This is a genomic window from Chromatiales bacterium 21-64-14 (assembly GCA_002255365.1).
Lineage (GTDB): Bacteria > Pseudomonadota > Gammaproteobacteria > 21-64-14 > 21-64-14 > 21-64-14.
The window spans coordinates 218,009-243,670 of sequence record NCBI01000001.1 but is presented as its reverse complement, the minus strand read 5'-3'; the positions used below and the strand labels follow the sequence as shown (position 1 = coordinate 243,670).

Genomic DNA, 25,662 nt, shown 5'->3' with positions numbered 1-25,662 from the left:
CCCCGGAACGTAGAGGTGAACTTGCCGATGCTAAAGCTGGAGCGCATGCTGGCGCGCGTCGAGGCCACGGTAGCGGTTGGCTGTCTTGCAGCGATGGTCATCCTGTCCTTTGCGCAGATACTCGCGCGGAACCTATTCAATACCGGGCTCCCCGGGACGGACATTCTGCTCCGTTACTTGGTGCTCGTGGTTGCGTTCTTCGGTGCGATCCTGGCGGTGCGTGAACAGCGCCATATCCGGCTCGACGTGCTGAGTACTCTGATGCCCTTATCTTGGCGGCATCACCTCCAGATATTTTTCCACGGGGTCTCCGCTGTTGTGTGCGGGGCGCTGGGCTGGGCGGCGGTGCGGTACTGGCGGGAGGAATGGCATTACGCGATGCCGGGAGACCGCTGGACGGCGGCGCTGTCGGTGGTCCTCCCCGTCAGCCTCGCCCTTCTGAGCTTCCATTTCCTGCTGCGGGCATGGATCGAGGCGCGCGGCCTCGACTCCGATCCATGAACGTCGCAATAACCCTGCTTCTCATCGCCGCTGCCCTTCTTGGCCTACCGCTGTTCGTAGTCCTGGGCGCCTTGGGATTGGTGGCGAGTTGGCGCTCCGGGGTGGATCCGGCGGTGCTGATCGTCGAGATGCACAGCTTGGCTGCCTCCGCGAACCTGGTGGCCATCCCGTTATTCACTCTGGTGGGATCGGTGCTTGCGGCGGGTGGGGCACCGCAGCGCTTGGTGCGCGTGTTCAACGCGGTCCTGGGTTGGATGCCCGGGGGCCTGGCGATCGTGGCGCTGAGCTCTTGCGCCTTCTTTACGGCGTTTTCGGGCGCCTCCGGCGTGACCATCCTCGCCCTGGGGGGGTTGTTGTACCCGATCCTCACCACGGGCCGTTACCCCGAACGATTTTCCCTTGGATTAGTGACTTCATCCGGATCTCTTGGACTCCTGTTCATGCCCAGCCTGCCGCTGCTCCTGTACGGGATCGTCGCGAAGGTCGGGATCGATGACCTGTTCAAGGCGGGTGTCGTTCCGGGGCTGCTGTTGATGGTGCTGCTCGGCGGCTACAGCATGGTGACCGGGCGCCGGGCACAAGTGCCCCGGCAGGAATTCTCGGTTCGCGAGCTGCGGATGGCAGCGCGCGAGGGGATCTGGGACCTGATGCTGCCGATCGGGATCCTGGTCGGGATTTTTAGGGGGTATGTAACGGTCACCGAAGCCGCCTCGTGCGCGGCGGCTTATGTGCTCTTCGTGGAGATCGTGGTCCACAGGACCCTGAAGTTCGACCGGCACCTGCTGACCACCTTCCGCGAGGCCGCGGTGCTCGTGGGCAGCATTCTCATCATCCTGAGCGTGGCGATGGGCCTGACCAATCTCCTGGTTAATGCCCAGATCCCGGCCAAGGTCTTGTCTTACGTCGAGCACGTGGTCCACAGCCCACTGCAGTTCCTGTTGCTGCTCAATCTCATGCTGCTGGTGGTAGGCGCCATTATGGACGTCTTTTCCGCCATCATGGTGGTGGTGCCGCTGATCCTGCCGTTGGCCCTGCGCTTCGGCGTAGATCCGGTGCACCTGGGGATCATTTTTCTCGCCAACCTGGAGATCGGTTATTCCACGCCACCGGTTGGCCTGAACCTGTTCATCGCCAGCCAGCGCTTCGACAAGCCGGTATTCACGCTGTTTCGTTCCACCTTGCCATTCCTGGCGATCATGATCGTGTGGCTTGCGGTGCTGACCTATGTGCCCGCGCTGTCCCTGTGGTGGCGAGGCCTGTGAGTCGGGGCGTCCGGGGGGGCAGCCAGTGTCCGATTCCCCCTGGGGCCCGCCGCCGCTAGGGGGCACAGTGACCGTGGCGGCTTCGGATCCGTGCGGGGACAGCTGGTACGAGCGGGGCCTGATACGAATGGGATGTTTCCGTGTCTGGGGTGATTGAGCGGCGGTGCAACGGGTGTTTGGCGCGCCGGACCACAAAAGAAGAAACCCCGGCCTAGGCCGGGGTTTCGGTATTGCGGGTTGAACGGGGTGGGGGTCAGGCGCCCTTGGCCGCGTCCTCCAACGCCTTTTCGATGGAACCCGGCGCGCACATGATGCTCATGAAGCTGTTGTCGCCCATCATGCTGAGGTCCGGGAAGTTGATCGCGATACGGAATTTCGCTCCCAAGGCGTATACGTGATCGCCGGCTACCAGGATGCCGTAGGGCAGATGCCCGGTGGATTTGGTGTTGTGGAAGTCGATCTTGGCCATGATGTACTGATCGCCGCTGCATGCGTTGTCGCTGGGGCCGGAGAGCGCGACGCCGAACAGCGTTTCATCTTTCCCGGGTACCGCTACTTCGTAGACCTTGCTGACCCCGCCCTTGTGTGCGGCCAAGCCGGCGTTTACTGCGTTGACGGCCTCTTGGTAGCTGCCGTATTTGGCGAGCGTATCGGGGTCGGTGAAGTACGGCATCAGGAACTTGTAATGATAGTCCCGCAGGTCGGAAGCGGTGAGGCCGTTCTGCGAGCCGTACGCCTTCTGCGCGCCTAGGGCCTTGCCCAACTGAGCGCTCACGTCCGCCAAGTCGCTCTTCAAACGGTATGCGTTGGCCATGTAGGTCGGATTGGTGTACGCCACCTGGACTTGGGTGGTCCCGTTGTTGGTCACCTTGGTCACAGTGACCCGTTGCACGATGGCGTAGCCACCGAACTTGGTCTCGGCCGCGGCCTTCTTGAGGGCGTCGTTGGTTACGCCAATGACCTCCGCCGACACGACCTCTCCGTTGGAGAACTTCGCGTCAGTGTACGGCGCGTAGCTGCCCACGATATCAAAGCCGTTGGCGGTGAGTTTCTGTTTGACCTGCGTCACCACCTGCGCCATGTCGCCGTTGGCGGTATAGGCCAGTTCGAAGGGTTTCAACCGTTCTGCAGCCGACGCTTGACTCGCCCCGAAGATCAGCAGCAGGGCCGAGATAAAGAGCGCTTTCGTATGAACCGATGCCATTCTCATTGTTGTCTCCTCCATTGCACACGCTCATTAGTAATAACGCCATCCCGGTCGTGGGATGGTTTCTAAGCTTTTGTAATGACAGGGTCGGCGACCGTCCCCGTGCGGGAAAAGTATCACAGAACCGGGGCGTGGCAAAGGGATTCCCTGCACCCTCTGAGTAGCCGGCAGACGGGAGATCGGGTCCTCGCCGGCGCACCGTAGTCGGCCCTGGTCCCGGGGTGGTCGCGTGCCATTAATAGGTTGTTTATTATTGTGAATTCGACTTATTCCCCAGGTCCATCGGCGCTGCAAACGTGCGTCAGAACGCCCAGTTCACTTGGCCGCTGAGCAGGTTGACCTCGGAACTATAGGAGCCAGTGAGCGTGTGTCCCAGGGAGTCCGTATGGTTGATCGAGGTGTTGCTGACAAACAGATGCGCGTACGCGAGTTCGATGGTGACTCGCGGGCTATAGTGATAGCTGGCGCCCACCGCCACCCAGCGCCGGGTCGCGTCGGGGATCCGGGGCGTGCGCAGTTGCGGGCTTTGGATTGGCGTCTGGTCGTAGGCGATACCGGTGCGCAGGGTCAGTGCGTCGCTGTAGCGATAGTTCGCCCCCACGGAGTAGCGCCAGGTGTTTTGCCACTGTTCCGGCTGTACCGTTGGACCCTGTGCGCCCGTATCGTATTGCACCACGAGGTTGTCGAACCGGGCCCAATGGGTCCAGGTGGCGTCGGCCATTACCGCCCACTCGCGATTGATTGTGTGGAACACGCTGGCGGAAACGGTTTCCGGGAGGGTTACCTCCGCCGTGGCGGGGCTGTTCACAAACAAGCCATTGGCCGTGAACAAGCCTGGCATGCCGGAAAATTCGGCGTTGCCACTCAGGGTCTGGTGGACCTTGGAGCGGTAGTGCAGGCCCAGTCGCGTGTCCGGGGTGAGGGCGTACAAGACTCCCAGGTTGTAACCGAGTGCCCAGTTGTTTCCCGACACCCGCGCGAAGCCGTCGGTCCCGGGGCTCCCGGGGTTGGCCAGACCGAACGCAGCGCAGGTTCCCGCGGGGAATTTCCCCTGCGCCTGGAGGCCCAGGCAGATGGCCGAGTTATCCACCGCATTAGTGAGCGTGGCGTCCGCATACATGACGTCGAGCCCGGCCCCAATGGACAACCGGTCGGTGGCTTGAAACGCGACGGCCGGGTTGATATTGATCGTGGTCAGCTCCGTTTTCACGGCTTGGTAACGGCCTTTCCAACTCTCGGGGTAATCGGTGCGCAGCCCAAACGGTGCGTTGATCCCCAACCCGACCCGCCACCGGTGGTCTGCCAGCGCGCTCTCCAGATATAGGTTGGGCACGACCCCGATCAGCGCTGCGTCACCACCGTTGCCGCCAGTAATCGGAAGCCCGCCGAACGCGGGGCTGTTGGCGGCGGTGCCGCTGAATTCCGCGCTCGGGGAGATCACGTGGGTTCCGAATACCACCTGGTGGTCCGGCAGGAAGGTCATGCCGGCGGGATTGAAGAAGATGGTGCTGGCGTCCTGGGCGCTGGCCGCGGCGCCGGCGAAGGCGTTGCCCATGCCGCTGCCGCTCTGTTCAGTAATGGCGAAGCCCGAGGCCTGGACCGGGCCGGCGGAGAGGCACCCCAGGGCGACCAGACAGGAGACGATACGGGTGCTGCGGATGGGCATCGGGCATCCTCCATGGGCAGGCGGCGTATCCGCCGGTTAGCGGGGCCGGGCGCAAACGGAATCCCCCCGCCCGGACCGTTACAGGCTTATCATGGTTACTACTAGTATATCAGGCCGGTATGGGGCCAGGTGATGCCTGTCAATCTCCCGCCGCAATGGTGGTTTTCTTCTCCCCGGGTATGGACGACAATGGGTCTCCTCCTCGTTTTCACGGTGGAACCACGCCCATGAAGTCTCTCAAGGTTACCAACCTGGGTGAAATCCGGAACGAACTGAACAAGTACAAGAAGGGCAAGAAGTTCGACATCTGGCAGTTCAACCAAGTGGCGCGTCTCGCCTGGTTGGGCAAATTGACCCTGCAGCCCCTGGATAGTGAGGACGCGGAGTGCAAGGCCTATCTGGCCTATGTGGCATACCCGGACGAACTGGCGGCCCACTTTCTGGAGCCCGATGAGGATCTGATGGGACACATGCACATCGTCGATGGCGACCAGGCGGCCGCGTTGGCCAAGGTCATCGAACAGGGCGTGCGCGAGCGGGCCGCGCTTTACCAGGAGCTTCGTCAGCGGGACTTCTACTTCGGGCATTTCTTCGCGCAGGATACCCCGGACGGCTCGCCGCCCGGGGAGGAGTGACGCCAGCGCGCCATGGATGCCCGCTGGATTCGCCTGGACGGGGTCACGCCACCGGAACTCTACGCCTGCTGTCAGGCGCTCGGGGACCAGTCTCCCACTCACGTCCGCCCGGTGGTGCTGTGGGCACGCTGCGATCGGGCCCACGTGTCGCTGGGTGCCAGCCAGGATCCCGCGCTGGAGTTGGACCTGGCGGCGTGCCGCGCCCGGGAGGTGGCGGTGGAACGCCGCCCCCTGGGTGGGGGTGCCGTCCTGGTGGATCCGGATCAGTGGTGTTTCGTGTTCGTTGTGCCGCGCCTCCGGGGCGCCGGCCAGCGGGGGCGGTTCTTCGACCAGTGCCTGGCCCCTGCGACGGCGACCCTGCGATCCTTCGGTATACCCGCTGAGCGTGCCGGCGTCGGAGACGTGTGGGTAGCGGGGCGTAAGATCCTGGGTAGCGGCGCCGCTACCCTCCAGGGTGCCGAAGTGTTTGGGGCGAGTTTCCTGCTGCGCTTCCCGCGTGCGGCGTTCGCGGCGCTGATCCGGGTTCCGAACGATGGCTTCCGAGGCTGGCTGCGGGACGAATTGGATGCGGGCATGACTGACTGGGCCACCCACGCCCCGCTACCGGACGCCGGCGAGCTGGAGGCGCGGTTCCGTGGCCACGTCACCAAGCACTTGGGTTGGCGGCTGACGCCCGGAGCGCTCACTGCGGTGGAACGGGCTGCGCTCCCGGAGGCCCGCATGGAGCTGGCGGAGCCCCACGGCGCTGGCGGTCGCCGGCGGGTCGTGGACGGGATCAAGATCCGCCATGGGGTTTACCTGCTGGAGCGGGACTTCGGGACCCTCGGCCGGGTCCGGCTGGTGTTGCGGGACGGTCTCATCGTTCGGCTTCGGGTATGGTCCGAAGGCGTGGCAGAAGAGGCGTCCGGGCAGGAATTGCGCGGCGCCTGGGCCCCAGGGCGCGGGGCGGTGGCCTGGGGCTCGCTGCGGGGTGTGGGCGCAGTGGAGCCGCTGGCCGAACGGATCGAGGAGATGGCGGTGCGAACCCTGGACCAGGAGCACGGATGACGGGACCCACGGTGGACGACCGCTTGCGGCGCCGTTTCCTGGTCATGACCCAGGACGACGAATTATTGACGGCCTTCCAGGCGGTCGTGCCCGCCGGCTGGGAGATGGTGCTGATTACGGATCTGGAGGCGGTGGGCGACTGGAACGCGGTGTTGCTCTACCGCTTTCTTCTGTTGGACTTGGACGAGGTGGATGCCTTCGATCCCCTGGATGTGATCCGGGAACTGCGTCTCCGGCACCAGATCAATACCCCAGTGTTCTGTTTCGGCGGCGACGAGGACGTCCGGGATGAAATGCGGTTGTCCCGGGCCGACCGGTTCTTCGACCGGGATGAGATCCTGGCCATGTTGCCACGGTTCCTGGAGCAATACCGTTGGGGCGGGGATTCCGCCTGACGCCCCTGGAGACGGTTTCCCGGCCCGCCGTAGCCCCCCGGTGGCCTCGGTTCCCGCCCTCCCGCCCTGATTTCCCCCGCCCTTTAAAGATTATTCCGTCCTGGCCGATCTATTAGTGGCTTGATCTGCAAGTGCATTGTCTTACCTAAAGGAGAAGGGCAATGGAATTCGATCCCGTTACGGTCGTCATCACGATCGCGATTGCTACCATGTTGTACTGCATGTGGATGGTGGTCTCCTTGAAGAGCCAGATCCCCGGCGGCGTGGTCGGAAGCAAGTGGAATATCGTCATTCTGCTGGTGGCGATGTTCACCGTCGGCTATATGGCCCTGCCGTTTTTCAACCGGATCCCGGACCAGATCCTGCGCATGATCGTCTCATTCGTATTCCTCGGTGGTGCCATCTACGTCACCATCACGGTAAAGTTGATCTACACGATCATCCAGGAACTGACCGAGTAAGCGGACCACATTCGGAGCCCGACGCGATACCATGGATATCAAAACCACCTTCGTCAAGACGACTAAGGGCAAGGACGAAATCGAGCGTCGTAGCGCAGGCTTGGCGTTTAAGCAGCGCCGGGTCCTGATCCTCGTGGACGGCAAATCGACGGTTGCAGACCTTCAGTCGAAGAGTGCCGGGATGGCGGATCTCGCCGACGTCCTGGAGGAACTGCTCCACGCCGGGTACGTGGAGCCGGTGGGGGGGGGCGCCGGCGCGGTGGTATCCGCGCCGATTCAGTCTCCGGCGGCACGCGCCGACCCTGGGGATTCGGCTGCGAGCGGGGCCGCCACGCCGGGCGCGGCGGCGAAGAAGGACCGCTTGATTCAGGTGGCCACGGAGATTCTGGGTGCCGATGGCGACAAGGTCATCAAAAAGTTGCGCGCGGCCCCCGATACCGACGAGGGTCTACGCAGTTGCCTGGACGCCTGTCGCAAGGTTATCCGACTGACGGTGGACGAGGCCAAGGCCGACGAGCTGTACCTGCGGGGGCGACAGACGCTCTCCTGAGGCCTGACCCCCGCGGTTGCCCACGACGCTGGGTTACCCGATCCAGTGGTGTTCGTTCACGTCCAGCCGGATCTCGCGCCGCCGGGTCTCGTCGCCCTGGGTGATGGTCAGGGTGCCGATACGGGTGCCTGGCGTGTCGAACCGGAAACGGCAGTCGAACATCCCCGGCAATGGGATCCGGGTCTCGCACAGGGTCCGGTCTTCCGCTTCGAACTGCACATCCACGGTACCGCTTCCATCCAGGAAGGCCTGTACCCGGAACTCCTGGTCGGGGGTTCGACGGTAGAACTCCGGGTCCCGGTTCAGGTGATACTGGACGTTGTTCAATTTGATCTGCTTTACCAGCGGTTGCATGGTCTGGTTCCTGTGCGGCCATTATTGCGTGGTTCGCCGATTATATTAGCGGGGCATGATATAGTCACGTCCGGTACCATTTAGCTACGCCACCGTTCCTCGACGCGCGGGAATCGGCGCGTCGGTGGACGCTCGCCCGGTTTCCCTGACCGGGCCGGTGGGAAGCCCAACCAGGACCTTACCGCCGTGAAACGATTGCTGGACCGGATCCGGGGTGTGGAACAGGACGCGGTGCGCGCGCCGCAGGCCGGAGACGCCCCGTTCTATCTGCCCCAGGCGAACGAGGTGGCCTTGTTCTCTGCCGCCTACGCGCAGCGCCTTCCCGTCATGCTCAAGGGCCCCACTGGGTGTGGCAAGACCCGTTTCCTGGAACACATGGCCCATCGCCTGGGACGGCCGCTGGTCACCGTCGCCTGCCACGAGGATCTGACCAGTTCGGACCTGGTGGGGCGCTTTCTGTTGGAAGGAGATGCCACGGTCTGGCAGGACGGCCCCCTGACCCGCGCGGTGAAGGAAGGCGCCATCTGCTACCTGGATGAGGTGGTGGAAGCGCGCACCGACACCACCGTGGTCATTCACCCGCTCACGGATCATCGGCGCCAGTTGCCCCTCGAGAAGAAGAGCCAGATGATCGAAGCGCATGCGGACTTCATGCTGGTGATTTCCTACAACCCCGGTTATCAGACCGTGCTCAAAGACCTCAAGCCCTCGACCAAACAGCGTTTCGTGGGCATCCGGTTCGACTATCCCGCGGAGGAACTGGAGCGTGAGATCGTGGCGCGGGAGGTCGGCGATCTGGACCCGGGCCTGGTCCAGTCCCTGGTGGCGGCCGGGCGCAGCGCCCGGCGGCTCAAGGATCACGGCCTGGAGGAGGCCACTTCCACGCGCTCCCTGGTGTACGCGGCGCAACTCATCCAGGCCGGCCTGCCGCCCTTGGATGCATGCCGCGCCGCCATGGTCCACCCCTTGACCGATGACCCGGAACTGGCGGCGGCACTGGAGGAGATCTTCGCCGCCCAGTTCCCTGCGGACCGGGCCGATGGGTCTACCGCGCCTTCCGCATAGCGCGGCGGGTCCCGGTCCGCGTCCGGCGCGCCCATGACGGCGGCCCCGCCGACCGGGGTGCAGGCCGCCATCGCCCAGGTGTTGGCGGATCTCGAGACCATCAGTTTCGTGGCCCACCGCGCGGCCCACGCGGGACTCCCGGAAGTGCAAGCGCTCGGCCCGGAAGCGGCGCTGCGCTGGCTGGAGACCGGGCGCGAGTTGTTCCTGCGGGACCGGGCCGCGGGCAAGGCGTTCCTGCACGCCGGCCCCGGCCTGATCCGCGCACTCGGCAGCCTTGATCCGTGGTTGGCCCAGGTGTCTGCGCTGGCCGTCCATCGGGATGCCGGGAGCGCGGTGGAGGGTTTCCTTTCCCAGGTGGCGCAGGTCTGTGCCGCCTGGGGCCGCGACGGGGAGACGCGCTGGTTTGAGGCCGGGCGCCCGTGGCTGGCGCGGGATCCGGTCGCCGCCGGGCGTTATTTTTCGAGCCCGTTTCTGGCCCTCGCGGGGGGCCGCGGACCGGACGGGGTGGAGGCCCTGCTGGCGCCCGCGCAACCCCGGGACGGGGCGGCGGCGCTACCGCTGGATCTCTATCTGAGTGCGGCCCTGGACCTCCGCGAGGCGGTGGGCCTGACGGCCCTGGCCCACTGGGCGCGGCGCGGCGCCGATGTGTTGCGCGCCACGCGCCAGCGCGGAGAGGCCTACTTCCGGCTGGAAAGTCCGGAGAGCGTTGATACCCTCCTGGAGGCCATGCCGGGCTTCTCCACGCGGCGCCGCGGTCGCCTGTTGCAACTGTTGCTGATCGCCTGGCTCGATGGTCCGCTGGTCCTGGAGGAAGGTCCCTGGCGGCCGGGGAAGGGGCGCGCGGCGGTGGCGACCGACGGGGAACGGTTGCGGCTTCCCGCCCAGTTTCCGGACCAGGAGACGGCGATTCTCGCGGTGCTGCATGGCGCCGGTCATCTGCGCTTCGGGACCTATGCACCCGACGCCGCGCAGGCGCTGAGCCTGGCGGCGGGGATCGGGTACCACACCGCCGCGGGCGCGCCGGAGGCCCACGCCGTTTGGGAGGCCCTGTTCCCGGCCGGCGACGCGGCCGGCATCCGCCACGCCCTGCTATTCGACCTTTGCGAGGACCTGCGGGTGGACGCGCGCCTCGCGCGGTGCATCCCCGGTTATCTCTCCCGCGTAGCCCGCCTGGCCACCGCCGCGCCCCGGCCCGCCGGCGCCGCGGGCCCCTACCACGACTTCACGCGCGCCGCCGTGCGCGGCGCGTCGGGTCAGGCACCGCTCGATCCCCGGCTCGGTCCGCTGGTCGAGCCCGGTGCCCGCCCGCTGGACGCGTTGCGGATCGCCGCCGAACTCACCACCGACCCCGGCTTTCCGCCGCTCCAGGCCGCGGCGCGGGCGGCGGCCTATCTCCCGGGGCGCGGGCCCAACGCGCCCGATCCCGGTGACCCGCGCGACGCACGGGCCGCGCCCGCGTCCGGCGCGCGGCCGGAGGTGTCGGAACCGGGCGCGGCGGCAGCACCCCGGAAACGGTGCCGGGAGGCACGGGAGAAGCCGCCCGTGGCCCGGGCGGAGCTGGACCGGCAGGTTGCCGCCCAGCGGGCGTTGGGGGGCAGCGGCGGCGCGGGATTCGGCATACCCGCACCGGCGCGGTCCACGGGGCCGGGGGTGGCACGGACCACAGATCGCCTGGGGGTGGCGTACCCGGAGTGGGACTACCAGGCACGGGCCTACCGGGAGGACTGGGCCTGGGTCCAGGAGAAGTCCCTGGAGGGGCGGGATCCGGAGCGTGCCGCACGCCTGTGGGCGGATTCCACCCGCCTGCGCCGCCGCCTGCGCCGTGCCCTGCAGCGCCAGCGCCCGCGCCGGCTCGCGCCCCTGCGCCGTCAGCGCGACGGGGACGAATTGGACCTGGAGGCGACCGTGGGCTACGTGAGCGAGAAGCGCGCCGGCTGGTCGCCCCGCCCCGATGTATACCGGCGCCGGGCCCCGCGCCAGCGCGACACGGCGGTGCTGCTGCTGGCGGATCTGTCCACGTCCATCATGGCCCAGGTGCAAGGCGGCCGCGGCAAGGTGGTGGACCGCCTGCGCGCCGCGTTGCTGGTGTTCGCCGACGCCCTGGAAGAGGTTGGGGATCCCTACGCGATCCGCGGCTTCGCCTCCAAGTATCATGACGGCGTGGAGTATTACCGCATCAAGGACTTCGGCCGGCGGCTCGACGCCGATACCCGCGCCGCCATTGCCGACCTGTGGGGCCGGCTGGCGAGTCGGATGGGCGCGGCGATCCGCCACGCGGTCACCGAATTGCGCAGTGCGCCGGCCGATCGGCGCTTGTTGCTGATCCTCTCCGATGGACGCCCCGCGGACTACGATGACGGGGGCGACCTGCGCTACTTGCACCAGGACACGCGCATGGCCATGAAGGAGGCGATGGACGCGGGCGTGCATCCGTTCTGCGTGACCCTGGATCCCGCCGGGCGCGAGTACCTGCCGGCGATCTTCGGCCCCCAGCACTATCTGGTGCTGGACCATGTGGACGATCTGCCGGCGCGGTTGCCGGAGATCTATCTGCGGCTGCGGCGCTAACGCCATGCCCGGAACCGGTCGAGGGATGACACCCGCCGCCATGGATCCCGGCGCCCCGCCGGCCGCGGCGCCCACCCGGCGCGCGGTATTCATCGGCGCGCGGCGTTACCGCGGCGCCAGCTACGGGGATCACCACCCGCTCGCGATCCCGCGCGTGTCCCTCACCCTGGACCTGATTCGCAGCTATGATGCCCTGCGCGCGGCGGAATATCTGGAATCGCGCTGCGCCACCGAGGCCGAACTGCTGGGGTTCCATACCCCGGACTACATCGCTGCCATGCGGCGTTGCGAGGCACTCGGCAAGGTCCCGAACGCCTATCGCCAGCGGCACAACATCGGCAACTACGAGAATCCCTATTTTCCGGGCTTTTTCCACACCCCCGCCACTGCTGCCGGCGGTAGCGTCCAGGGTGCCGAGCAGCTCATCGCCGGGCGTATCGCGTTCAATCCCGCCGGCGGCATGCACCACGCACGCGCCGATCAGGCACGCGGCTTCTGTTTCTTCAACGACCCGGTGCTGGCGATCCAGCGGCTGCGCCGCGAAGGGATGCGAGTGTTGTACGTGGATATCGACGCGCATCACGGCGATGGCGTGGAGGCCGCCTTCCACGGGGATGCGGGGGTGGCCACCCTGTCCCTGCACATGGATACCGCCTACGCCTATCCGTTCACCGGCGGCGGGATCCGGGACTGGGGCGGTGGCCGCGCGGTCAACCTGCCGTTGCCGCGGTCGACCAACGACAGCGAGTACCGGCGCGCCTTCGAGACCCTGTGGAGGGCGGCGCTCGAATCGTTCCGGCCCGACGCCGTGACGCTGCAGGCGGGTACCGATATCCTGTTCCCGGACCCGTTGGGAAAATTCCGGATTTCCACCGCGCTGTTTCTGGAGCTGGTGGAAACCCTGGTGCTGGATGCCCCCGCCCATCCGGACGGCACGCCGCGACTGCTGGCACTGGGCGGGGGCGGTTACCATCCGCTGGCGCTGGCGCGCTGCTGGACCGGGGTATGGGCGGTGCTGTCCGGGCGCCGGCTGCCCGAGGCCTTGCCCGCCGCCGGTGCCGCGCTGTTGCGTGAGGTGGACTGGGACCTGGACGAGGATGCGGAATATTACGACACGCTGTTCACCCACCGGGTGGATGCCCCGCGCAACGGACCGGTGCGCCGCGAGGTGGTTGCGGCTCTGGACACGCTGCTGGCCGAACATCCCCTGTTCCATGACCGCCGGCGTCGCTGAACCCACGGCGCACGCGCCGGTCCCCGATCGGCGGCCCCGATGACCCGGGACCGGCATGATGCTGCGGGACGCCCGGCGCTCATTGCCGGATTCGCCACGCCACCCGCCACCCAGGCCTACGCCCAGGGCGTGGCAGGGCAGACTGCCGACGGTCACTTCAGCGACTTCACCCGCCAACGGATCCGCCTGAGTTCCATTGGCGTCGGCACCTTCCCGGGTGCCGCTACCCCCGATACCGATCAGCGCGTCGCGGAGATAGTTAGCCGCGCCCTGTGCCAAGGACTCAACGTGATCGACTGCGCGGCCCACTACCGGTACGGGCGCGCCCTCCCCGCCGTCGGGGCCGGACTACGGGAGGCCATGGCCGCCGGGGTATCTCGGGAGGCGGTGTTTCTGATCTCCAAGGGCGGTTTCTTGACCTACGATGGCGGTCGCCCCGCAGACCCCGAGGCGTGGTTCGAGCAACACATCACGGCGGCCGGGCTCGGCAGCCGGGAAGACTTGGCAAAGGGCGCGCATCTGTTGAGTCCCGCCTATATCGACTACCAGATCGAGCGATCCCGGGTCGAGATGGGAGTCGAGACCCTGGACGCGTTTCTGGTGGACCAGCCTGAGGTGCACATCCCCGAGATCGGCAAGGAACATCTCAACCGCAAGCTAGTGGGGGTGTTCACCCAGCTGGAGCGGGCGGTGCAGGAACGGCGCATCCGTTACTACGGCATTTCCACCTATGACGGGTTCCGGGTGGAGACCGACGACGCGCGGTTCCAATCTATCCCGGCGCTGCTCGGCCTGGCGGAACGGGCGGCCCGGGAGGCGACTGGGCAGGAACGCGCCCGCCACCACTTCAAGCTGGTGCAACTGCCGTTCAACCAAGTGATGCTGGAAGGCTTCACCCGCTTCAACTGTGCCACCGGTGCGGGCAACGTGGCTGCCACTCTTCAGGCTTGTCACCAGCTGAACGTGTATGTCATGGCCAGCCACACGATGTTGAAGGGACACTTGGCGCGCGAGTCCCTGGACGTGGTGTCCCGTTCCCTGGCGGGTCTCGCCAATCCCGCCCAGCGCGCCCTGCAATTCAATCGCTCGACGCCGGGCCTGGGCACCACCCTGGTGGGGATCAGTGATCCGGCGCATCTGGACGACGCCCTGGCGGTGGCGAAGATTGCCCCTGTGGAACGCAAGGCATATCTGTCCATGTACCAGCGGGCGGAGTGACCGGCCTGGTCTCCCGCATCGGAACCGTTGTCGTTCCGGTGTCCCGCCCGCCACTGCCGTCGCGTCACGCCCGGTGCTCGCCAAATGGCGGGAAATACAGGCTAAAGTTTACGCTCTGACCGGTCGCTACCTTTACCGGAACCGGCAGCCTCGTAGGCTGTTTCTGCAATCCAACCTCCAGGAAACACGGGTGGCATTCCCATGAAGAAGAGCATTTTGCGCAGGCTGTTTGTTTTCTTCCTGGCATTTGGCATCAGCAGTGGACTGATCTTCTCGGTGGTGACGCACTTCTTCGTGGAATGGCGCCCGGGGATGCGCCTCTGGTTTGTCGGCGCGTGCGCCGCGATGGGAGTCCTGCTTGCGTTCGTAAACTATGGGTTGGTCCATGTAGTGTTGGTGCGCAAGCTGCGGGAGTTGTCCGACGCTGCCAACGCCATCAGTGGGGGCGACGTACGCCGGCGCTGCGCGATCCAGAGTCACGACGTGATCGGTGACATCGTAGACAGCTTCAACCGCATGGGCGAGAACCTGCGCAATGTGATCGGGCAGATCCTGAACTCCACGGCGCAGCTGGCCTCCGCCACTGAGCAGATGTCGGTGATCGTGGAACACGCGGGAGAGGGCGTCAAACGCCAGCAGCACGAGACCGACCAAGTGGCCACTGCCATCAACGAGATGTCCGCCACCGCCCAGGAGGTAGCGCGCAACGCCGCCCAGGCCGCCCAGGCCGCGCAGCAGGCGGACAGCGAGACCAACAGCGGCAAACTGGTGGCCACCGAAGCGATCGGCGCCATCGACGCCCTGGCCACCGCGGTGGGTGAAGCCTCCGGCGTGATCCATCAGTTGGAGAGCGAGAGCGGCAGCATAGGCGTGGTACTGGACGTCATCCGCGGGATCGCGGAGCAGACCAATCTGCTGGCGCTGAACGCGGCCATCGAGGCGGCGCGTGCCGGAGAACAGGGCCGGGGCTTCGCCGTGGTGGCGGACGAGGTGCGTACCCTGGCGAGCCGTACCCAGAAGTCCACTCAAGAGATCCAAGAGATGATCGAGCGGCTGCAGGCCGGTGCCGGCAACGCCGTGCAGGTCATGGATCAGGCCGGTGGGCTGGCCAAGTCCGGGGTCGATCAGGTGGAGAAGGCGGCCGAGTCCCTGGCCTCTATTGCCAGCGCCGTGCGCACCATCAATGACATGAACACCCAGATTGCCAGTGCCGCGGAGGAACAGAGCGCGGTGACCGAGGAGATCAACCGCAACGTGGTCACCATCAGCCAGATCAGCACCGAGACCGCCGATGGGGCGCGCCAGACCGCTACCGCCAGCCAACAACTCGCACGCCTTGCCGCGGAACTGCAGGACTTGGTGTCCCACTTCAAGATGTGACATGGCCGGGCCGGGTGTGCACTCGGCCCGGCGCGGTTGCATCGCCGTATCCCGGTACTGAGTTTGCGCCCCGTATGGCGGGCGTGAGCGCGGGGCTTTCTGTTATTCTAGCGACGGGTCTGGGGTGCCTGCTTATGAACCGTGCGCTGATCCCATTGCTCCTGTTCCTGGTGACGATTACCGGCGCCGCATCCGCAGCGTCTATTCCCGCGTTCCCGTTTCCCATTGGTCAAGCGGTGTCCCGCGCCATCCCGAGGGAGCGGGTGCTGGAGGGCGTGGTGGAGGCGGCACAGCGTTCTACGGTCTCCGCCCAGACCGCCGGCCGGATCCAGGAGATCGATTTCGACGTCAACGATTTCGTGCCCAAGGGGGCGGTGCTGATGCGGCTGAGCAGCGCTGAGCAGCAGGCGCGGCTGGATCGCGCCAGGGCGGCGTTGGAAGAGGCCACGGCGCGTGCCAAACAGGCCGAAGCCGACTACCGGCGCGTGGCCGGGGTATTCGCGCAGAAGCTGGTAGCGCGGGCCGCGATGGATCGGGCCACTGCCCGGCGCGCCGCGGCCCGCGCGCGGTCGCAGGCGGCGCGCTCCGGGGTGGAACAGGCCCAGGAACAGTTGGCGTACACCGTGGTCCGGGCGCCCTACAGCGGGATCGTGGTGCAGCGGGAGGTGGAGGTCGGGGAGAGCGTGCGACCCGGCACGCCCCTGATGACGGGCCTGTCTCTTGAGAACCTGCGGGTGCGGGTGGATGTGCCGCAGACGCTGGCCGCCCAGGTGCGTGCGCTGGGCCGCGCACGGGTGATGATCTCCGGGCCGCCGCCCGTCACTCTGGACGGTAGTGGTGTCACGGTGTTCCCCTATGCCGATCCGGTGACCCACACCTTTCGGGTCCGGGTTCAGCTTCCGCCGGGACAGAACGGCCTCTATCCCGGGATGTTCGTCAAGGTCGCGTTTCCGTTGGGTGAGGAACAGGCGCTGCTGATTCCGGAGCAGGCGGTGGTGCACCGCAGCGAGGTGACCGCGGTGTATACCGTGGAGCACGGGCGCGTGGCGCTGCGTCAGGTGCGCCTCGGCAACCGGCTGGCGGATGGGTCGGTAGAGGTGCTTGCGGGGCTCGACGCCGGGACGCGGATCGCGCTGGACCCGGTGGCCGCCGGCGTCTATCTGAAGGCCCAGGCCGCGCTGTGAGCGAGCGGCTGGGGGTCGCCGGGCGCATCGCCCGCAAGTTTCAGGATGCCCAGATCACGCCGCTGCTGGCACTGGCGGGCCTGTTGTTGGGGGTGTTCGCAATCCTGGTGACACCCAGGGAGGAAGATCCCCAGATCAACGTCACCTTTGCCAACGTCTTTATCCCGTTTCCCGGCGCGACGGCCTCGGAGGTGGAGCGCCTGGTCACCACCCCGGCCGAGCAGGTGCTCTCCGAGATCCGCGGGATCAAGCACGTCTACTCCGTGTCGCGCCCGGGCATGTCTACGCTTACCGTGGAGTTCCGGGTGGGAGAGGCGCGCACCCGCGCCATCGTCCGCCTCTACAACCAGATCTACTCCCACAGCGACTGGCTGCCCGCCAACCTCGGCGTGGGACAGCCCGTCATCAAGCCCATGGGCATCGATGACGTTCCCATCGTCACCCTCACCCTCTGGACCCGGGATGCGCAGCGTGGCGGGTACGAACTCGAACAGGTGTCCCATGCCCTGGAGACGGAACTCAAGCGGGTGCGCGGGACCCGGGACATCTACACGGTGGGAGGCCCCGGCCATGTGGTGGAGGTCTTGCTCGACCCCCAGCGTATGGCCGGCTACGGAATCGCCATGGACGACCTGCGCACGGCGTTGCAGGCTGCCAACACGTCCCGCGATGCCGGTGCCCTGGTGCGCGACAACCAGGAGATCCCGGTCCAGGCCGGAGCGTTCCTGGTGAGCCCGCGCGAAGTGGGTTCCCTGGTGGTGGGTCTCCACCACGGAGCGCCGGTGTATCTGCGCGACGTGGCGACGATCCGCGCGGGACCCGATCAGCCACACCAGTACGTGTGGTTCGCGACCGGCCCAAGTGCCGCGGCCAAGGCGATCCCGGCGCGCGGGGAGTTTCCCGCCGTGACCCTGGCGGTGGCCAAGCAGCCCGGGGCCAACGCGGTGGTGGTGGCCGACCAGGTGATCCGGCGGTTCCACCAGCTCCAGGGGCTGTTCGTCCCCGCGGGCGTGCATGCAACCGTGACCCGGGACTATGGCGTGACCGCCAACGACAAGGCGCAGACGCTGATCCACAAGCTGATCTTTGCTACCACGGTGGTGGTAGTCCTGGTGCTGTTGACCTTGGGCTGGCGCGCGGCGGCCATCGTAGGCAGCGCGGTGATCGTGACGCTCGCGCTGACGCTGTTCGCGTCCTGGGCCTGGGGTTTCACCCTGAACCGCGTGTCATTGTTCGCGCTCATCTTTTCCATCGGGATCCTGGTGGACGACGCCATCGTGGTGGTGGAAAACATCCACCGCCATCAACAGCTCGGTGGCCAGTCGCTGGCGCTCGCGATCCCGCAGGCCGTGGACGAAGTGGGCGGGCCCACCATCCTCGCGACGTTTACCGTGATTGCCGCCCTGTTGCCCATGGCCTTTGTGACCGGCCTGATGGGACCCTACATGAGTCCGATCCCGATCAACGCCAGCATCGGGATGCTGATCTCGTTGGCGGTGGCATTCGTGGTGACCCCGTGGCTGGCGCGCCGGTTTCTGGCCCATGCCCCGTCGGCGGTCCACGCGGGCGACGACCGGGTGCTGCGTTGGTTTGAAAAGGTTGTGGGGCCGTTTTTGCGCGGTGCGGCGGGCGCGCGCCGGCGCTGGATGTTGATGGCGGTCCTGATGTTGCTGATCCTCAGCTCGGTCGCGCTGGTGCTGGTCAAGGCCGTGGTGCTCAAGATGCTGCCCTTCGACAACAAGTCGGAATTCCAGGTGGTGGTGGACATGCCCGCGGGCACCGCTTTGGAACAGACCGCGCATGTGCTCGGGGAGCTTGCGGCCTATATCCGCACCGTGCCGGAAGTGACCGACTGCGAGGTCTACGTCGGTACCGCCGCCCCGATTAATTTCAACGGGCTGCTGCGCCAATACTACCTGCGGCGCGGCGCCGACGTGGGGGATATCCAGGTCAATCTGGTGGACAAGCATCAGCGCAAGCGCATGAGCCACACCATCGCGGTCGCGGTACGTGGCCCCCTGGATGCCATTGCGCGCCGCTACGGCGCCAACATCAAGATCGTCGAGGTCCCCCCCGGGCCGCCGGTGCTTGCGCCCCTGGTGGCGGAGATCTACGGGTTGGACTATGACGGGCAGATCAAGGTGGCGAAGCAGGTGCGGCACGTCTTCGAAACGACCCCGGGCATCGTGGACGTGGACGACAGCGTCGTGCGGCGCGCACCCCGGCTCATCCTGCACGTGGACCGCCAGAAGGCGGCGCTGTTGGGGGTGGACCAGCGCGCGGTGACCGCGGCGGTGGCGGCCGCCCTGGGGGGGCAGGACGTGGGCTATCTGCACGGAAGCGGCGTTAAGTATCCGGTCCCGATCCGTCTTGAGTTGCCGATCGCCGACAAGCAGGCACTCTATCCCGCGCTGGACCTGGACGTGCGCAGCCGCAACGGTGCGTTAATTCCGCTCTCAGAGTTTGTCCGAGTCGAGCACGCGCGGCGTCAACACTACATCTACCACAAGGATCTGTTGCCGGTGGTGTACGTGGTGGGGGACATGGCCGGAAAGCTTGACAGCCCCCTCTACGGAATGTTCGAGATGTATCGGCGGCTGGAGCATGAGCGGGTCGCCGATCATCAGCCGCTGCGCCAATATCTGATCCACGCGCCCGAAAATCCCTATAACTACAGCCTCAAATGGGGTGGCGAGTGGCAGATCACCTACGCGACCTTCCGTGACATGGGGATCGCCTACTCCGTGGGACTGGTTCTCATCTACCTGCTGGTGGTGGCGCAGTTCGGGTCCTATCTGGTGCCGCTGGTGATCATGGCGCCGATCCCGTTGACGGTGATCGGCGTCTTGCCCGGCCATGCCCTGCTGGGGGCCCAGTTCACTGCCACTTCGATGATCGGCATGATTGCCCTCGCCGGGATCATCGTGCGCAATTCGATCCTGCTCGTGGACTTCATCAACGAGCGCGTGCGTGAGGGTATGGAGTTCGAGGCCGCAGTGATCCGTTCCGGCGCGGTGCGCGCGCGTCCCATCATCCTGACCGGGTTGGCCGCGATGCTGGGTTCTACCTTCATCTTGGACGACCCGATTTTCCGTGGTCTGGCTATCTCGTTGATCTTCGGCATCCTGGTCTCGACGCTGCTGACCCTGCTGGTAATCCCGGTACTCTATTACTGGGCGCGCTACCGCAAGATCGTGCCCGCCGACGGGCCACACGCCGGGGCGGCTGCTTGAGGAGAGCGCCCGCACAATGTCCCGGGCCCCTCAGTCGCCGGGGTTCTCCTCACGCCGACGCCGCGTCCCGCGGTGCCGGGACAGCTCCCGCAGCATGCGTTCCTGTTCGCGAAACGAGGGTGCCCGCGAGTGGTCGCCGTCAGGCGCGCTGTGGGCGCCCGGCTGATGGCCGGCCCGTTCAGCCTCCTTTCCGCGCACGTACTCATCGAGGTAGGCCTCCTTCGGGACGCGGCCTTGGTAACCGGCGGGCGGTGTTGCCCCGGCCCCTAGGTAGAGTTCCATGCGCAGGCGTTTGTTCACGGACGTAATGCGCCGGTCGATCCAGAACAGATCGAACAGCGCGAGGCCCACCGCGGGCAGCACGCCGATGGACGCATTCCACGGCCCCAGGGCCAGGGCGAGGATCAGACTCAGTGCGGTGAGCGCCATGAAGGTGATGCTGCCGTAGCGCTCCTCCAGATACAGGCGGTGCGCACCCAGCGGGAACAGGATCCAGAGCAGGTAGGCGGTGCGCCGGCGTTTCAGGCGCCGGGCGAGACGGACGTTGAGGGATTGGAGCCCGGCGCCTTCCAGATCGATCGATTTCCAGGTCCCGCGTCCCATGCCGGCCGTCATCCGTGTCAGGAGTGGATAGGATAGACCACGGGAGCGTGGACCGATAGGCGGCCGTGGCGCCCGGAAAGCACGGGAAATCCGTGGGATTGCGCGCGTGCCGGCTTTGCCGCGCAGGGGATTACTGCTACGATGGTATACCTGTCCGGGTAGGCGTCGTTCCTTTAGCTCACCCGCATGAATGATGCGGGTTAAATGTTCATCCGATGACCGTGCCGCCCCGGCGCGCTGTGCTCCGGTGAGGTATCGGTGGACCCTATGGCCGATCGCAGACTGCAAGTCTTTCATACCGTCGCGCGCCTGCTGAGTTTCACCAAGGCGGCTGAGGCCTTGCATATGACCCAGCCGGCGGTGACTTTCCAGGTGCGCCAACTCGAAGAACATTTCAATACCCGGCTGTTCGACCGTACTCACAACCGGATCAGCCTTACGGAAACGGGGCTACGGGTCTACGAGCACGCCGACCGTATCTTTCAACTCTACGGCGAGATGGAAAACGCGGTGCGCGAGATGACCGGCGAGGTGAGCGGCGTGCTTCTGATCGGCGCCAGCACCACCATCGCCGAGTACATGCTGCCCTCGCTGCTCGGAGGGTTTAAGTCCGAGTATCCAGACGTCAATATCCACCTCAAGGTCTCCAATACTGAGGGGATCGTATCCATGGTGGAGAACAACGCCATCGACCTCGGGGTGGTGGAGGCGCCGGTCTCCAACAAGAATCTGGTGGTCGAGGTCTGCCGCATGGATCAGTTGGTGGTTATCGTGCCGACGAACCATCCGCTGGCAGACCGCGAATCGGTGCGCAGCGAGGAGCTGCTCGAATACCCCTATATATGCCGCGAGGAGGGATCGGGTACCCGGGAAGTGATCGAAGAGTATTTGGGCTCGGTACAATTGAGCGGCAACGATCTCAAGGTTTGTATGGAACTGGGCAGCCCCGAGGCGGTCAAGCGCGCGGTGGAGGTGGGCATGGGAATCTCGGTACTGTCGCGGGCCACGGTTCTCAAGGAGCTCAAACTCGGTACCTTGGCGGCGGTCAACCTGGACCCACCCTTGGAGCGTCCGTTCTCGTTCGTGCATCAGAAGCAAAAATTCCGCCTGCGGGTCATGGACGAGTTGCTCGCCTTTGCACGGGACTACTGCAAGGCGCACCGCGACGGCGCGCTGACCTGACCGGGAGCGGCACGCCCATGCAGCACTTCTGTGTAGTCCAGCATACCTACTCCGAATTCCTCGGGTTGATCGAAAAGCAGCTCGAGAAGCGCAACATCGGATTCAGCTATTTTCGCCCGTTCGTAGGCCAGGCGGTTCCCGGCAGCGCGGTGCAATACGATGCGCTGTTTCTCCTGGCCGGCGCGTGGCCGATCACTGACACCGAGCACTGTCCCTGGGTCAGCGAGGAGCTGGATTTGATCAAGATCTTCCAGAAGGTCGGACGTCCCGTGGTCGGGATCGGCTTCGGCGCCCTGGAGGTTGCCGCCGCCGCCGGCGCCGAATCCTCGGACGCGCCGTTTCACACGGCCTGCTGGACCACCGCACACATGACCGCGGCCGGGCGGGGCGATGCCTTGGCCGAGGCCGTGGACGGGCGACGGGTCCTGGCGATGTACAATGGATCGGCGCGCCTCCCCGCGGGCGTGGATCCACTGGTGGTGGACGACGCCGGGAACTGGCTGGCGATCCGGCCCGATCCGTTGACCTATGGGATGCTGTTCCGCCCGGAGGTCAAGCCCGGGATGCTGGAGGATATCCTCATGGAGGCCAAGCGGCAGGCACCGGACAATATGGGGGATCTCATCGCGACCGCGCGACAGGAGTGGAACGAGACGCAACGGACCACGGATCAAGTGATAGTCGCCCTGGTGAACGAGCTGTCGCTGATGCGGGAGAGACACAAACCGCCGGTGTTCAGCCTGAAGATCGAAAACTGAAGCTCCATGTCCGACGACGGCAGGACCCTGCAGGAGATCTTCGAGTCCCTGGATGAGCCGGGACGGGACGCGCTGCTGGCGTTTGCTGAGTTCCTGCGGGCGCGCGGCGCGGGCGTCCTGAGCCCTGGTGTGCCCACTGCGCCGCTGGAACCAGCGCCGCAACCCGGTCCGGCCGTGGAACCGATGCCGATACCGCGCCCCGAAAACGAGGCGGTGGTCGCAGCGGTCAAGCGGCTGCGTCAGACCTACCCGATGTTGGACCGGAGCAAGATGCTCAACGAAGTGTATGCGCTGATGAACCTACACATGTTGCAGAGGCGTCCGGCCGACGAGGTCATCGACGAGCTGGAGGGAGTATTTGCGCAGTATTATCGGGCGTGGGCTGCGAGTGCCGACGAACCGCGATGATCGCCGTGCTCAACGGCTGGGTCCGTAAATATTTCTCCGACCCCCAGGCGGTATTCCTCGCGATCCTGCTGGCCGCCGGGTTCGCGGTTGTGGTCGGCATGGGGTATATGCTGGCGCCGGTGCTGGCCAGCATCGTCATCGCCTATCTCCTGGAAGGGATCGTGGGCGCCCTGCAGCGTCGCCATGTGCCGCGGCTGGTGGGTGTCATCGCGGTGCAGATCCTGTTCCTGGGGTTTTTATTAATCCTGATCTTCGGACTTATTCCTCTTCTGTACCAGCAGCTCACGCAACTGGTCCACGAGTTCCCGCACATGATCGCGCGGGGTCAGAAGGCCTTGCTGCACCTCCCGGAACGGTATCCGGAATTCTTTACGACCCAGCAGGTGCAAGATTTGATCGTCGCCGTACGTGCTGAGATCGGCTCCCTTGGGCAGCATGTCGTGTCCATGTCCCTGGCGTCCGTATTCAGCGTTATCGCGTTGCTGGTGTATCTGATTCTGGTGCCGTTACTGGTGTTCTTTTTCCTGAAAGACAAGGCCCGTATCCTTGCCTGGACGGCCGATTGCCTGCCTCAGGAGCGCAGTCTGCTACAGCAAGTCTGGGGCGACGTGAACGCACAGATCGGCAACTACGTACGTGGGAAGTTCGTGGAGATCCTGATCGTATGGGCGGCGACCGCGGCTACCCTGGCCATCCTGGGTTTGAAGTACGCGATGCTGCTCGGCGCCCTGGTGGGATTCTCGGTGCTCGTCCCCTATATCGGCGCGGTGGTGGTCACCATTCCCGTGGCCCTCGTGGCATTCTCTCAATGGGGCCTGACCAGCGAGTTCGCCTACGTGATGGTGGCCTACGGAATCGTCCAGGCCCTGGATGGCAACGTACTGGTACCGCTGATGTTCTCCGAGGTGGTGAATCTCCATCCGATCGCCATCATCGTCGCGGTGCTGGTGTTCGGCGGTGTATGGGGATTCTGGGGGGTGTTCTTTGCCATTCCCCTGGCAACCCTGGTGGAGGCAGTGATGCGCGCCTGGCCGCGGAATCCGCCGCCGGTAGCGGCACCAGCGCCCGCGCCCCCGGAGGGTGGGTTGGTTTGACCGGGAACAGCCCGTATTCTCGGCGCAGGCGATAAGGAACTGCGCGGGCCAGCGGCAGCATGTCGTCGGCCGTGAGCATACCGTTCCGGGCGACCCTGCAACTATCCGCGGCTACTTGCCTAATTCGTGGGCATTGGCGGGCGACTTGCCCCGCTGATGGTGGTCTATCTGATCGCGCGCCCGGAGCTGCGCGCGATCACGGCCGTCGGCCTCCGCGGCGCGTGTGTGGGGTCGGACCCGATCAAAGTGCCTCGGAGGCGAAGTCGGCCAGCCGCGAGCGTTCCCCGCGCAACAGGGTGATGTGGCCACTGTGGGGCCACGCCCGGAACCGGTCCACCACGTAGGTAAGTCCCGACGTGGTCTCGGTGAGGTACGGGGTGTCGATCTGCGCCACGTTCCCGAGGCAGATGAACTTGGTGCCGGGACCGGCGCGCGTGATGAGGGTCTTCATCTGCTTGGAGGTCAGATTCTGCGCCTCGTCGACGATGACGTACTTGTTGAGGAAGGTGCGCCCGCGCATGAAGCTCATGGAGCGGATCTTGATGCGGTTGCGCAGCAGGTCGTTGGTCGCCGCCCGCCCCCAGTCCCCGGCGGTATCGGTCTTGGTAAGCACCTCCAGGTTGTCCATGAGCGCACCCATCCACGGCGTCATTTTCTCTTCCTCGGTGCCGGGCAAGAAGCCGATGTCCTCGCCCACCGGAACCGTGACCCGGGTCATGATGATCTCCCGGTAACGGTTGTCCTCCAACGTCTGGGCGAGTCCGGCGGCGAGCGCCAGCAGGGTCTTGCCGGTACCGGCGGCGCCGAGCAGGGTAACGAAGTCGATGCCCGGATCCATCAGCAGGTTGAGGGCGAAATTCTGCTCGCGATTGCGCGCGTGTATGCCCCAGACTGTGTTTCTGGCACCGCGGTAGTCGTGCGCCAGCTCCAACACCGCCGTCTCTTCCACGCAGCTGCGTACCAACGTCTCGAAGGGTCGGTCGCCTTCCATGTACAGGCTTTGGTTGGGGTACCATGAGGCGATCAGCGGGCCGCGCACCCGATAAAACGTGCGGCCTTCCTCCTGCCAGGACTCCATCTCCTTGCCGTGTTGCTCCCAGAAATCCCCAGGCAGCTGCGCGGCGCCGGTGTACAACAGGCTGACGTCATCCAGGACCCGGTCTTCGTAGTAGTCCTCGGCGTGGATTCCCACCACCGCGGCTTTGATACGCAGGTTGATGTCTTTGGAGACCAGCGTCACCCGGCGGTCCGGATGGTCCTTCTGCAGGGCCAGCGCGGTGCCCAGGATGGCGTTGTCGGGCCGGCTGCCGGGCAATCCCTCGGGGAGCAGAGTCGGCAACGCCCGGGTCTGGAAGAACAGCCGGCCACCGCCGTGCGCAGTGGCGCCGCCGTTTCCGGGGGTGGGCAGCGGTATGCCCAGGTCGATCTGCTGTTTGCTGGCGTCGCGCATCAGGTCGTCCAGAAAACGGCTGGCCTGACGCACGTTGCGGGCCACTTCCGAGAGTCCCTTCTTGGCGGCATCCAGTTCCTCCAGGACTACCATCGGAAGGTAGAGGTCATGTTCCTGGAACCGGAAAATCGCGGCTGGGTCGTGCATCAGCACGTTGGTGTCCAGCACGAACAGCCGTTTCCCACGGTTTCGGGCGCTCATGACGGG

The 25,662-nt window shown here is 65.7% G+C and carries 23 protein-coding genes; 18 read left to right on the top strand and 5 right to left on the bottom strand.

What is annotated here, in order from left to right; translation table 11 throughout:
- Positions 1–15 precede the first annotated feature (15 nt).
- Both B7Z66_01060 and B7Z66_01055 read left to right on the top strand, forming a co-directional pair.
- The gene (locus tag B7Z66_01060) at positions 16–501 is read left to right on the top strand and encodes a hypothetical protein (GenBank protein ID OYV78178.1); all 486 of its coding nucleotides are present in this window, start codon (positions 16–18) and stop codon (positions 499–501) included.
- Complete coding sequence (locus tag B7Z66_01055; protein OYV78177.1) at positions 498–1,763, top strand: C4-dicarboxylate ABC transporter; 1,266 nt, start codon at positions 498–500, stop codon at positions 1,761–1,763. The genes B7Z66_01060 and B7Z66_01055 overlap by 4 nt, the downstream gene beginning before the upstream one ends.
- A 253-nt stretch (positions 1,764–2,016) precedes the next feature.
- Here B7Z66_01055 and B7Z66_01050 read toward each other — a convergent pair whose 3' ends face one another.
- Together B7Z66_01050 and B7Z66_01045 are read right to left on the bottom strand one after the other, a co-directional pair.
- A complete protein-coding gene (locus B7Z66_01050; GenBank protein ID OYV78176.1) occupies positions 2,017–2,967 on the bottom strand; it encodes a hypothetical protein in 951 nt (316 codons plus the stop codon).
- Positions 2,968–3,271: 304 nt separating this feature from the next.
- Positions 3,272–4,636: a hypothetical protein gene (locus B7Z66_01045; protein OYV78175.1), complete on the bottom strand. Its 1,365-nt coding sequence runs from the start codon at positions 4,634–4,636 to the stop codon at positions 3,272–3,274.
- A 227-nt stretch (positions 4,637–4,863) separates the two neighbouring features.
- Between B7Z66_01045 and B7Z66_01040 the strand changes: the two genes are divergently transcribed.
- The 5 genes from B7Z66_01040 (at position 4,864) to B7Z66_01020 (ending at position 7,724) form a co-directional block, all read left to right on the top strand.
- On the top strand, positions 4,864–5,271 hold the full coding sequence (locus tag B7Z66_01040; GenBank protein ID OYV78174.1) for a hypothetical protein: 408 nt from the start codon (positions 4,864–4,866) through the stop codon (positions 5,269–5,271).
- A gap of 12 nt (positions 5,272–5,283) precedes the next feature.
- The gene (locus B7Z66_01035; protein ID OYV78173.1) at positions 5,284–6,318 is read left to right on the top strand and encodes a hypothetical protein; all 1,035 of its coding nucleotides are present in this window, start codon (positions 5,284–5,286) and stop codon (positions 6,316–6,318) included.
- A complete protein-coding gene (locus B7Z66_01030) occupies positions 6,315–6,713 on the top strand; it encodes a hypothetical protein (protein OYV78172.1) in 399 nt (132 codons plus the stop codon). The genes B7Z66_01035 and B7Z66_01030 overlap by 4 nt, the downstream gene beginning before the upstream one ends.
- Before the next feature lie 161 nt (positions 6,714–6,874).
- Positions 6,875–7,174, top strand: coding sequence for a hypothetical protein (locus B7Z66_01025; GenBank protein ID OYV78171.1), 300 nt, complete (start codon positions 6,875–6,877; stop codon positions 7,172–7,174).
- A gap of 31 nt (positions 7,175–7,205) precedes the next feature.
- Positions 7,206–7,724: a hypothetical protein gene (locus tag B7Z66_01020; protein ID OYV78170.1), complete on the top strand. Its 519-nt coding sequence runs from the start codon at positions 7,206–7,208 to the stop codon at positions 7,722–7,724.
- Positions 7,725–7,757: 33 nt separating this feature from the next.
- On the opposite strand, the gene B7Z66_01015 is transcribed toward B7Z66_01020, so the two are convergent.
- Positions 7,758–8,078 (bottom strand): hypothetical protein, encoded by a 321-nt coding sequence (locus tag B7Z66_01015; GenBank protein OYV78169.1) that lies wholly within the window; start codon positions 8,076–8,078, stop codon positions 7,758–7,760.
- Positions 8,079–8,264: 186 nt separating this feature from the next.
- Here B7Z66_01015 and B7Z66_01010 point away from each other — a divergent pair, with 186 nt between their 5' ends.
- The 7 genes from B7Z66_01010 to B7Z66_00980 all read left to right on the top strand — a co-directional run bounded on the left by B7Z66_01010 (position 8,265) and on the right by B7Z66_00980 (position 19,960).
- Positions 8,265–9,143, top strand: coding sequence for an AAA family ATPase (locus B7Z66_01010; protein OYV78168.1), 879 nt, complete (start codon positions 8,265–8,267; stop codon positions 9,141–9,143).
- Positions 9,144–9,176: 33 nt separating this feature from the next.
- Positions 9,177–11,711: a hypothetical protein gene (locus tag B7Z66_01005; GenBank protein ID OYV78167.1), complete on the top strand. Its 2,535-nt coding sequence runs from the start codon at positions 9,177–9,179 to the stop codon at positions 11,709–11,711.
- A gap of 25 nt (positions 11,712–11,736) precedes the next feature.
- A complete protein-coding gene (locus B7Z66_01000; protein OYV78166.1) occupies positions 11,737–12,945 on the top strand; it encodes an acetoin utilization protein AcuC in 1,209 nt (402 codons plus the stop codon).
- A gap of 39 nt (positions 12,946–12,984) precedes the next feature.
- Entirely contained in the window at positions 12,985–14,163 is a 1,179-nt protein-coding gene (locus B7Z66_00995; protein OYV78165.1) for an oxidoreductase, read from the top strand.
- 201 nt (positions 14,164–14,364) lie between these two features.
- Positions 14,365–15,543, top strand: coding sequence for a hypothetical protein (locus B7Z66_00990; protein ID OYV78164.1), 1,179 nt, complete (start codon positions 14,365–14,367; stop codon positions 15,541–15,543).
- 134 nt (positions 15,544–15,677) lie between these two features.
- Positions 15,678–16,727, top strand: a complete 1,050-nt coding sequence (locus B7Z66_00985; protein OYV78163.1) for an efflux transporter periplasmic adaptor subunit — start codon at positions 15,678–15,680, stop codon at positions 16,725–16,727.
- On the top strand, positions 16,724–19,960 hold the full coding sequence (locus B7Z66_00980; GenBank protein OYV78162.1) for a multidrug transporter AcrB: 3,237 nt from the start codon (positions 16,724–16,726) through the stop codon (positions 19,958–19,960). The genes B7Z66_00985 and B7Z66_00980 overlap by 4 nt, the downstream gene beginning before the upstream one ends.
- Positions 19,961–19,990: 30 nt before the next feature.
- On the opposite strand, the gene B7Z66_00975 is transcribed toward B7Z66_00980, so the two are convergent.
- Complete coding sequence (locus tag B7Z66_00975; GenBank protein OYV78161.1) at positions 19,991–20,563, bottom strand: hypothetical protein; 573 nt, start codon at positions 20,561–20,563, stop codon at positions 19,991–19,993.
- A gap of 267 nt (positions 20,564–20,830) precedes the next feature.
- Between B7Z66_00975 and B7Z66_00970 the strand changes: the two genes are divergently transcribed.
- The 4 genes from B7Z66_00970 to B7Z66_00955 are packed head-to-tail and all read left to right on the top strand — an operon-like array spanning position 20,831 to position 24,005.
- Entirely contained in the window at positions 20,831–21,745 is a 915-nt protein-coding gene (locus tag B7Z66_00970) for a LysR family transcriptional regulator (protein ID OYV78160.1), read from the top strand.
- 17 nt (positions 21,746–21,762) lie between these two features.
- Positions 21,763–22,503 (top strand): GMP synthase, encoded by a 741-nt coding sequence (locus tag B7Z66_00965; protein ID OYV78159.1) that lies wholly within the window; start codon positions 21,763–21,765, stop codon positions 22,501–22,503.
- Between the two features lie 6 nt (positions 22,504–22,509).
- The gene (locus B7Z66_00960; protein ID OYV78158.1) at positions 22,510–22,911 is read left to right on the top strand and encodes a hypothetical protein; all 402 of its coding nucleotides are present in this window, start codon (positions 22,510–22,512) and stop codon (positions 22,909–22,911) included.
- A complete protein-coding gene (locus B7Z66_00955; protein OYV78157.1) occupies positions 22,908–24,005 on the top strand; it encodes an AI-2E family transporter in 1,098 nt (365 codons plus the stop codon). Before B7Z66_00960 ends, B7Z66_00955 begins: the two co-directional genes overlap by 4 nt.
- Before the next feature lie 241 nt (positions 24,006–24,246).
- Here the strand turns inward: B7Z66_00955 and B7Z66_00950 are convergent, their stop codons facing one another.
- Complete coding sequence (locus B7Z66_00950; protein OYV78156.1) at positions 24,247–25,656, bottom strand: phosphate starvation-inducible protein PhoH; 1,410 nt, start codon at positions 25,654–25,656, stop codon at positions 24,247–24,249.
- Positions 25,657–25,662 lie beyond the last annotated feature (6 nt).

What these genes read in the sequence shown, in the direction of transcription:
- B7Z66_01055 (OYV78177.1), top strand. Translation starts at nt 498, where the DNA reads ATGAACGTCGCAATAACCCTGCTTCTCATCGCCGCTGCCCTTCTTGGC.
- B7Z66_01050 (OYV78176.1), bottom strand. Translation starts at nt 2,967, where the DNA reads ATGGCATCGGTTCATACGAAAGCGCTCTTTATCTCGGCCCTGCTGCTG.
- B7Z66_01045 (OYV78175.1), bottom strand. Translation starts at nt 4,636, where the DNA reads ATGCCCATCCGCAGCACCCGTATCGTCTCCTGTCTGGTCGCCCTGGGG.
- B7Z66_01040 (OYV78174.1), top strand. Translation starts at nt 4,864, where the DNA reads ATGAAGTCTCTCAAGGTTACCAACCTGGGTGAAATCCGGAACGAACTG.
- B7Z66_01035 (OYV78173.1), top strand. Translation starts at nt 5,284, where the DNA reads ATGGATGCCCGCTGGATTCGCCTGGACGGGGTCACGCCACCGGAACTC.
- B7Z66_01030 (OYV78172.1), top strand. Translation starts at nt 6,315, where the DNA reads ATGACGGGACCCACGGTGGACGACCGCTTGCGGCGCCGTTTCCTGGTC.
- B7Z66_01025 (OYV78171.1), top strand. Translation starts at nt 6,875, where the DNA reads ATGGAATTCGATCCCGTTACGGTCGTCATCACGATCGCGATTGCTACC.
- B7Z66_01020 (OYV78170.1), top strand. Translation starts at nt 7,206, where the DNA reads ATGGATATCAAAACCACCTTCGTCAAGACGACTAAGGGCAAGGACGAA.
- B7Z66_01015 (OYV78169.1), bottom strand. Translation starts at nt 8,078, where the DNA reads ATGCAACCGCTGGTAAAGCAGATCAAATTGAACAACGTCCAGTATCAC.
- B7Z66_01005 (OYV78167.1), top strand. Translation starts at nt 9,177, where the DNA reads ATGACGGCGGCCCCGCCGACCGGGGTGCAGGCCGCCATCGCCCAGGTG.
- B7Z66_01000 (OYV78166.1), top strand. Translation starts at nt 11,737, where the DNA reads ATGACACCCGCCGCCATGGATCCCGGCGCCCCGCCGGCCGCGGCGCCC.
- B7Z66_00995 (OYV78165.1), top strand. Translation starts at nt 12,985, where the DNA reads ATGACCCGGGACCGGCATGATGCTGCGGGACGCCCGGCGCTCATTGCC.
- B7Z66_00990 (OYV78164.1), top strand. Translation starts at nt 14,365, where the DNA reads ATGAAGAAGAGCATTTTGCGCAGGCTGTTTGTTTTCTTCCTGGCATTT.
- B7Z66_00985 (OYV78163.1), top strand. Translation starts at nt 15,678, where the DNA reads ATGAACCGTGCGCTGATCCCATTGCTCCTGTTCCTGGTGACGATTACC.
- B7Z66_00975 (OYV78161.1), bottom strand. Translation starts at nt 20,563, where the DNA reads ATGGGACGCGGGACCTGGAAATCGATCGATCTGGAAGGCGCCGGGCTC.
- B7Z66_00970 (OYV78160.1), top strand. Translation starts at nt 20,831, where the DNA reads ATGGCCGATCGCAGACTGCAAGTCTTTCATACCGTCGCGCGCCTGCTG.
- B7Z66_00965 (OYV78159.1), top strand. Translation starts at nt 21,763, where the DNA reads ATGCAGCACTTCTGTGTAGTCCAGCATACCTACTCCGAATTCCTCGGG.
- B7Z66_00960 (OYV78158.1), top strand. Translation starts at nt 22,510, where the DNA reads ATGTCCGACGACGGCAGGACCCTGCAGGAGATCTTCGAGTCCCTGGAT.
- B7Z66_00955 (OYV78157.1), top strand. Translation starts at nt 22,908, where the DNA reads ATGATCGCCGTGCTCAACGGCTGGGTCCGTAAATATTTCTCCGACCCC.
- B7Z66_00950 (OYV78156.1), bottom strand. Translation starts at nt 25,656, where the DNA reads ATGAGCGCCCGAAACCGTGGGAAACGGCTGTTCGTGCTGGACACCAAC.